The organism is Methylocystis sp. (genome assembly GCF_021731785.1).
Classification (GTDB): Bacteria; Pseudomonadota; Alphaproteobacteria; order Rhizobiales; family Beijerinckiaceae; genus Methylocystis.
In genome coordinates this window covers 1-6,027 of the sequence record NZ_JAKFWS010000070.1, presented here as the reverse complement: position 1 = coordinate 6,027, position 6,027 = coordinate 1, and the positions used below count along the sequence as shown (strand labels likewise).

Annotated in this window: 9 protein-coding genes; 4 read left to right on the top strand and 5 right to left on the bottom strand. The window is 63.0% G+C overall.

Annotated elements, in window-relative coordinates; translation table 11 throughout:
- From QZ964_RS12770 to QZ964_RS12750, 5 genes are all read right to left on the bottom strand, one after another.
- Positions 1-193 (bottom strand): methane monooxygenase/ammonia monooxygenase subunit C (locus tag QZ964_RS12770; protein ID WP_292532039.1); only part of this gene is annotated, 193 nt, incomplete at its 3' end.
- A gap of 196 nt (positions 194-389) precedes the next feature.
- Positions 390-1,379 carry a GlxA family transcriptional regulator gene (locus QZ964_RS12765; protein WP_292532038.1) on the bottom strand — a complete coding sequence of 330 codons (990 nt, stop codon included), beginning with the start codon at positions 1,377-1,379 and terminating at the stop codon, positions 390-392.
- 57 nt (positions 1,380-1,436) lie between these two features.
- A complete protein-coding gene (locus QZ964_RS12760; protein WP_292532037.1) occupies positions 1,437-1,760 on the bottom strand; it encodes an antibiotic biosynthesis monooxygenase in 324 nt (107 codons plus the stop codon).
- 4 nt (positions 1,761-1,764) lie between these two features.
- Positions 1,765-2,043 (bottom strand): hypothetical protein, encoded by a 279-nt coding sequence (locus QZ964_RS12755; protein WP_292532036.1) that lies wholly within the window; start codon positions 2,041-2,043, stop codon positions 1,765-1,767.
- Between the two features lie 331 nt (positions 2,044-2,374).
- Positions 2,375-2,536: a hypothetical protein gene (locus QZ964_RS12750; protein WP_292532035.1), complete on the bottom strand. Its 162-nt coding sequence runs from the start codon at positions 2,534-2,536 to the stop codon at positions 2,375-2,377.
- A 336-nt stretch (positions 2,537-2,872) separates the two neighbouring features.
- Here QZ964_RS12750 and mch point away from each other — a divergent pair, with 336 nt between their 5' ends.
- The 4 genes from mch to QZ964_RS12730 form a co-directional block, all read left to right on the top strand.
- Entirely contained in the window at positions 2,873-3,850 is a 978-nt protein-coding gene (gene mch, locus QZ964_RS12745; RefSeq protein WP_292532034.1) for a methenyltetrahydromethanopterin cyclohydrolase, read from the top strand.
- Between the two features lie 71 nt (positions 3,851-3,921).
- A complete protein-coding gene (locus QZ964_RS12740; RefSeq protein WP_292532033.1) occupies positions 3,922-4,887 on the top strand; it encodes a RimK family alpha-L-glutamate ligase in 966 nt (321 codons plus the stop codon).
- 1 nt (position 4,888) lies between these two features.
- On the top strand, positions 4,889-5,764 hold the full coding sequence (locus QZ964_RS12735; RefSeq protein ID WP_292532032.1) for a triphosphoribosyl-dephospho-CoA synthase: 876 nt from the start codon (positions 4,889-4,891) through the stop codon (positions 5,762-5,764).
- Between the two features lie 138 nt (positions 5,765-5,902).
- Positions 5,903-6,027 (top strand): formaldehyde-activating enzyme (locus QZ964_RS12730; protein WP_292532040.1); only part of this gene is annotated, 125 nt, incomplete at its 3' end.

Genomic DNA, 6,027 nt, shown 5'->3' with positions numbered 1-6,027 from the left:
TCGACATCCAATAGGTCTGGAATTCCGGAGCAAACGAATCAAGGCCGGCGCGCCAGCCAAAAATCTGCTCGTAAATCCGGACCACAAGGTAAAAGCCGTTCAAAACGGCCAAGCCGATCCACATGCCTCTCAAATCTACGATTGGTTCGGCGCGCTCTATGGCGCCTACCGCCGATTGGGTAGTTTCGCTCATTTTTCTCTCCTTCAGTTCGACCGAAAAACAACGATAATTTTTCGGCGGCCTTCAGGATTGCGCGCAAAGCAGCGCTTTGCAGCGCGCCGGACTAGACATTAGTCGGGCAATATCGGACAGCGACAACGCTGTTGCACATGAGGCAACGACCTAGGAAGAAAGGCTGGAGCTTTGTCGCGATGGCGCCTCCTAGCGCTTACGTGAGCCGCCAACTATTTTTGCGCGCTTGGGCCCATCTCCGGTAAGCGCCAGGCGTCATTCCGGAATATCGCGAGAACGCGCGGCGAAAACTTGCTTCGTCAGCGTAGCCAGCGCTCGCCGCCAGTCTCTTTACGGAGTGCGTCGTCGTTTCGAGCTGGGTTCTTGCGGCTTCAAAGCGAACGCGTTCGATGAATCGCTTTGGCGTCTCGCCTGACGCGTGCTGGAGATGGCGGTGCAATGTTCGAACCGAAGTGCCGAGCCCACGCGCGAGGCCTAGCACGGTCAACGGAGCGTCGCCCGCCTGCCGAATAATGTGTTCAGCCTTCAGTAGAAACGGGTCCGACGCGGCCAGATGACCGGGTGGAACATAGTTAGATTGCGTTGACGGAACAGTGTCGACGACCGTGAAGTCGGCGGCGATCTTGGCGGCGGAGGCGCCGTACAGCGCTCGTATCACATGTAGACAAAGATCTATCCACGACAGAGGGCCGCCAGCCGTGACGACGCGGCTGTCCTCAAGCAGCGCAGCGCCCCATTGGGCGTCCGCGCGTGGATAGCGGTCCCTCAACTCGTCGTGTCGCCACCAAGTCGTCGTGCAGCGTCGGCCATCGAGCAGGCCCGCTTCGCCAAGCAAAAAAACGCCGCTGCATGAGCCGCATATCAATGCGCCGAGCGCATGTTGGCGCCGCAACCAAGCAGCCGCCGCCGCGATCGACGCTTCGCCGAGAAAGCGATCGCCGTCGTCACAAAGGTAGCCTGGAACAATGACGGCGCTCGCAGTACCGGCGGTGATGCTCCCGTCTACGATGAGCAGACGACCGCTACTGTCCTGAATTGGCTGTCCATCGAAACTCGCCGTGGAGACGCTGATCGGCTCGCGATTTTCGTCCTTGGAAATCGTGAGCCAAGCTAGCTTCAGCATGTCCACGGCGCCGATCAAACCGGCGCCAAGGCAACCGTCATAACCGAGGACGATAACTTCCATGGTCGAGCCCGTTGCAGCCCGAAGCTGAGCCAGCGGCCCGTCCCTCCTCAGCGGCAGTCACCCGCGGACGAGTTCAGGGGCTGCCGGGAGTTTATCGGCGAGAACGTCTATCTTCTCGATCGACGGCGGTTTGGCAAGAAGTTCCGGCGCTTTCGCCATCAGCGATTTCGCGACTTCGCCGGAAAGATGCGCCGCGCGGCCCTTGTCGTCGGGAAAAACGTCAAAGATGGCGAAGGTCGAGGGCCCCGTGCGAACCGCAAACCATGCGGTCGTGTCGGGCTCGGCCTCGACCAGTTCTAAAGCGCCGATGAGAAACTGCGCGAACTGCATTTCTTTTCCGGGTTGCGCCTCGAGCGTCACAAACAATCCAACCTTGGTCATCGCCTTACTCCCGCCGGTTGCGCGCCTCTTTGCCGCCCAAGCGCTTGTAGGCGACAAAAAACTCTCTGAGGGAAAAAGCCGTAATCAATCCCGCCGTCGCGAGACTGGAAGCGAGGAGAAAGCTGTTGCCGCCTACGCCCGCCGATTCATCGGCGATCGCATCGCTTGCGACGTAATAGGCGCATGCCCAGACGACGACGATCCAGATCAAGACGCCCGCCGCATACAAGGCGTCAACATTGATCCACTGGCTTCTGGCGTGTTGTTGTGACGCTTTGACCATCGCAGCCTCCGCAGGTGAAAGATGGGAACTGGCGTGACGCGATCCTGTGTTTCAACGACTTTCGGCGCAGCACGCCAGTTCTGCCAAAAACGGTGCAGAACGCGCCACCGCGAACTCAGGTCGGGAGTTTGAGCCTGCGCCGTTGAAATCTTTCGAGATGTTGCAGTCCGAGAGGAGGCCAACGAAGGATGGGAGCCTGTTCTATGGCGTCACAGCAATTCAGCGCAGTCAAAATTCCTTAATCTAGCTCAATGGCTTTGCTGTCGCAGAGCCCATAAAACGCAAAAAGCCCGCACTAAGCGGGCTTTCAAAGACCGACGAAGCGGCGGGATCAGCGAACCAAGGTATCCAACGCGACATCCATGGCGCGGACAAGGGCCACATTGCCGAAAAGAATGACCGCGATGGCGAGCGCGACGTAAATCACGTCGTTCAACGCAAGGCCTCCGGCTGTGCGCTCCGCGGCGTTCCGGTCAGTCGGCTGCAAATCCATCGTTCATCCCCCCAGCGAAATAATGTCTGTAGCCCATCACTAAAAACCGCCCGCGGATGTGCGCAAACACACAGGCGAGGGTCAACGCTTCAGCTGCCGATTGGTTTCCTTCCTAGACAGAAAAAGATTGAAAAATTGCATCTCCCGTTCTCCGAATGTGGTTTGCCCCATCGACGCCGGAGACGATCCGGCGGAACATGCTGCGACGCTGTCCATCTTTCGTTTCGGCGCAAAGCTCGATAAGTTCCGCGGCGCGAACCGGCCGCAGGCTCGCTGCTTAGAACGGCCGGGAGAGGGCGCAAAGCGCCACAGAGCGAAAGAGGGGAAGGACCACAAGTGAGCGGAAGCCTCAATGTCACCGGCCGCACGACTGAAAGCGTCAACGCCCTAGCAGGCGTGCTGGTCGATCGTCTCGTCGCGGGCGCGGCGCAGTATCGGGTCTCGATCGAGCGCGGCAGTCTCGGCGAACTGCTGATCGACGCTGGCGCCAAGGTCCCGGGCGGCATAGAGGCTGGCCTGCTGCTGACCGAGATCTGCATGGGCGGGCTGGGACGCGTCACCCTTTCGCACGCGCCAGCCGCGCCGAAATGGCCGTTCTGGCTGACAGTGACGAGCGCCGACCCGGTAGTCGCCTGCCTCGCCAGCCAATACGCCGGCTGGAGCCTGAGCCACGAGAAATTCTTCGCGCTGGGTTCGGGACCGGGCCGCGCTCAGGCCCGCGCCGAAAAGCTTTTTGACGAGCTGTCCTACCGAGATCTCGCCGACCGCGTGACCATCGTCCTCGAAAGCGGTTCTCCTCCGCCCAAGGAGGTCGTTGAGAAAGTCGCTTCGCGCTCGGGCGTGTCGCCGGACAAGGTCGCCTTCATCTATGCGCCGACGCAATCGCTCGCTGGCGGCGTCCAGGTGGTCGGACGGGTGCTCGAAGTTGCGCTGCACAAGGCGCATGAGCTGCATTTTCCGCTCGACGACATCATCGACGGCGTCGCCACCGCGCCGCTCTCGCCGCCCCACCCCGACTTCGTGCAGGCGATGGGCCGCACCAATGACGCGATCATTTACGCGGGGCGCGCCCATCTGTTCGTGAAAGGCTCGGCCGCCGCCGCCAAGGCGCTTGCCGAGAAACTGCCGAGCGAAACATCGCGCGACTATGGGCGCCCGTTCGCGGAGATTTTCAAAGCGTATAAAGGCGATTTCTATAAGATCGACGGCAGCCTGTTCTCGCCGGCCGAAGCGCTGGTGACGGCGGTCGAGACGGGCGAGACCTTCCGCGCGGGCGAAGTCAATCTGGCGCTGCTCGATAAATCGTTTGGGTGACGCGCGCGCAATTTCCTCCCCTTGAACGGGAAGAATCGGCGCGCAGCGCCGGGGTGGGGCGACAAAGTCAAATGACGGCGGCTTTTCTCACCCCCACCCGAGCGCTTTCGGCGCTCGACCTCCCCTCTCGAGGCGGAGGCGGGAGCCCCCGTGTGGCGATCTTCACCGACAAGCTCGACTGGCATGTGGTTCGAACGCTCCGCGCCTTTCGGGCGCAGGGCGCGACGCCCGTCGCCGTGCGGCTCTCCGCCTGCAAGATCGAGACGGGCCGCGCTCACGGACTTGTCATCCCGGGATTTCGCGAGCTTCCCGATCTCGCCATCGTTCGCGCCATCGGCGACGGTTCGTTAGAGGCGATCACCATGCGGCTCGGCGTTCTGCATGCTCTGGAAGATCTCGGCGTCCCGGTCGTCAACAGCGCGCGCGCGATCGAACGCTGCACCGACAAATCCATGGCGAGCTTCCTGCTGGCGCAGGCCGGACTGCCGACGCCTGAGACTTTCGCCGCGCAGAGTCTCGCGCAGGCGCGCGCCGTCGCGCGGCGCGAATGCGGCAAGGGTCCACTCGTGATGAAGCCGCTCTTCGGGGCGCAGGGGTGGGGTCTGCGGCTGATCGAGCGCGAAAGCGATCTGCCGTCGCTTCACGACGCGCGCGGCGTATTCTATCTCCAACGCTTCGTCGGCCCGGCCCGGCCGCCGTTCGAAGACATGCGCATTCTCGTCTCGCGCGGCGACATCGTCGCCGCCATGCGCCGGCGTTCGAGCCATTGGATCACCAATGTGCGGCAAGGCGCGAAGCCGCTCGCCGTCGAACCGTCAGAGCGGGAGGCGGAAATCGCTCTCGCCGCGGCAAAAGCGCTCGGCGTCGATTTCGCCGGCGTCGACATCATCAATGATCACGAAGACGAACCGCTCATTCTCGAAGTCAACAGCATGGCGGGCTGGAGCGGACTGCAGCGGGTGACGCCCTTCTCGATCGCCGACCGACTCGCCGCCGACGCGCTTGCGCAGATGACGCATGCGCGACTGCGCGTCTGACGTGGCGACTTTCCCGGTCGCCCCGCAAGAGATCGCGACCGGCTTCGTCGCCGCCTGCGAGGCGGAGCTTCAGGCCCCAAAGCCCGGCAACGTCCATGTCTTCGCTGACGGCCACGGCATGACCGCGGCGGACTTCCTCGCCAGCGCAAAGGCCGCCGCGCCCTTCATCGCCGCGGCGCGCTCGACCGTCGGCGCGCGCATCGAAGGCGCTGTCGAGGCGACATGGGCGCGCGTCGGACAAAACACCAATCTCGGCATTATTCTGCTCTGCGCGCCGCTGGCGCAGGCCGCCGCGGCCGCGCAAAGCGCCGATCTGCGCAGGGAGACCCGGCGCGTTCTGCAGGCGCTCGATTTAGAAGACGCCGCCGCCGCCTTTCGCGCCATCGCCCAGGCGCAGCCGGCGGGGCTCGGAGCGGCGCCCGAGCATGACGTCCATGCGCCGGCTGAAACGACTCTGCTCGAGGCGATGCGCGCCGCTGCTGGCCGTGACCGCATCGCCTGGCAATACGCCAACGATTTCGCCGATATTTTCGACGTCGGCCTTGAGACGTTGGCCGACGCGCGACGAGGAGGCGCAGACGCGCCGCTTGCAACGCTCAGCGTCTATGCCGCCCTCCTCGCCGCCTTTCCCGACAGTCATATTGCGCGCAAGCATGGGCTCGCCGCCGCCGAAACGGTCCGCGGCGAGGCGGCCCTTTTTGAAAAGACTCTCAAGAGCGCCGACGCCCGGGAGGCGGCGTTCGAACTGGCGCTGGAATTCGATCGCGCCCTAAAGCAGCGTCGATTGAATCCGGGCACGAGCGCCGATCTGACCGTCGCGGTTCTTTTCGCCGATTATCTGGCGGCCATCTTGGCAAGCCCGCACAAAAATGGTTGAGTCCGCGCGCGCGGGATAGTCTCGCGGCTATCTGGCCACCGGTCTGATCGGGCTCTTTTCGCTCGGCGCCGAAGAGGGGTAGGGCGCTCGAAAGCCAAATGGCGCGCGCGCCGTCATGAGGAATTCTGGGAGGAAAACATGGCAGTAATCAACAAGATGCTGGTTGGCGAGTCGCTGGTCGGCGACGGCAATGAAGTTGCGCATATCGACTTGATCATGGGTCCGCGCGGCTCGGCGGCCGAGCTCGCCTTCGCCAACGCGCT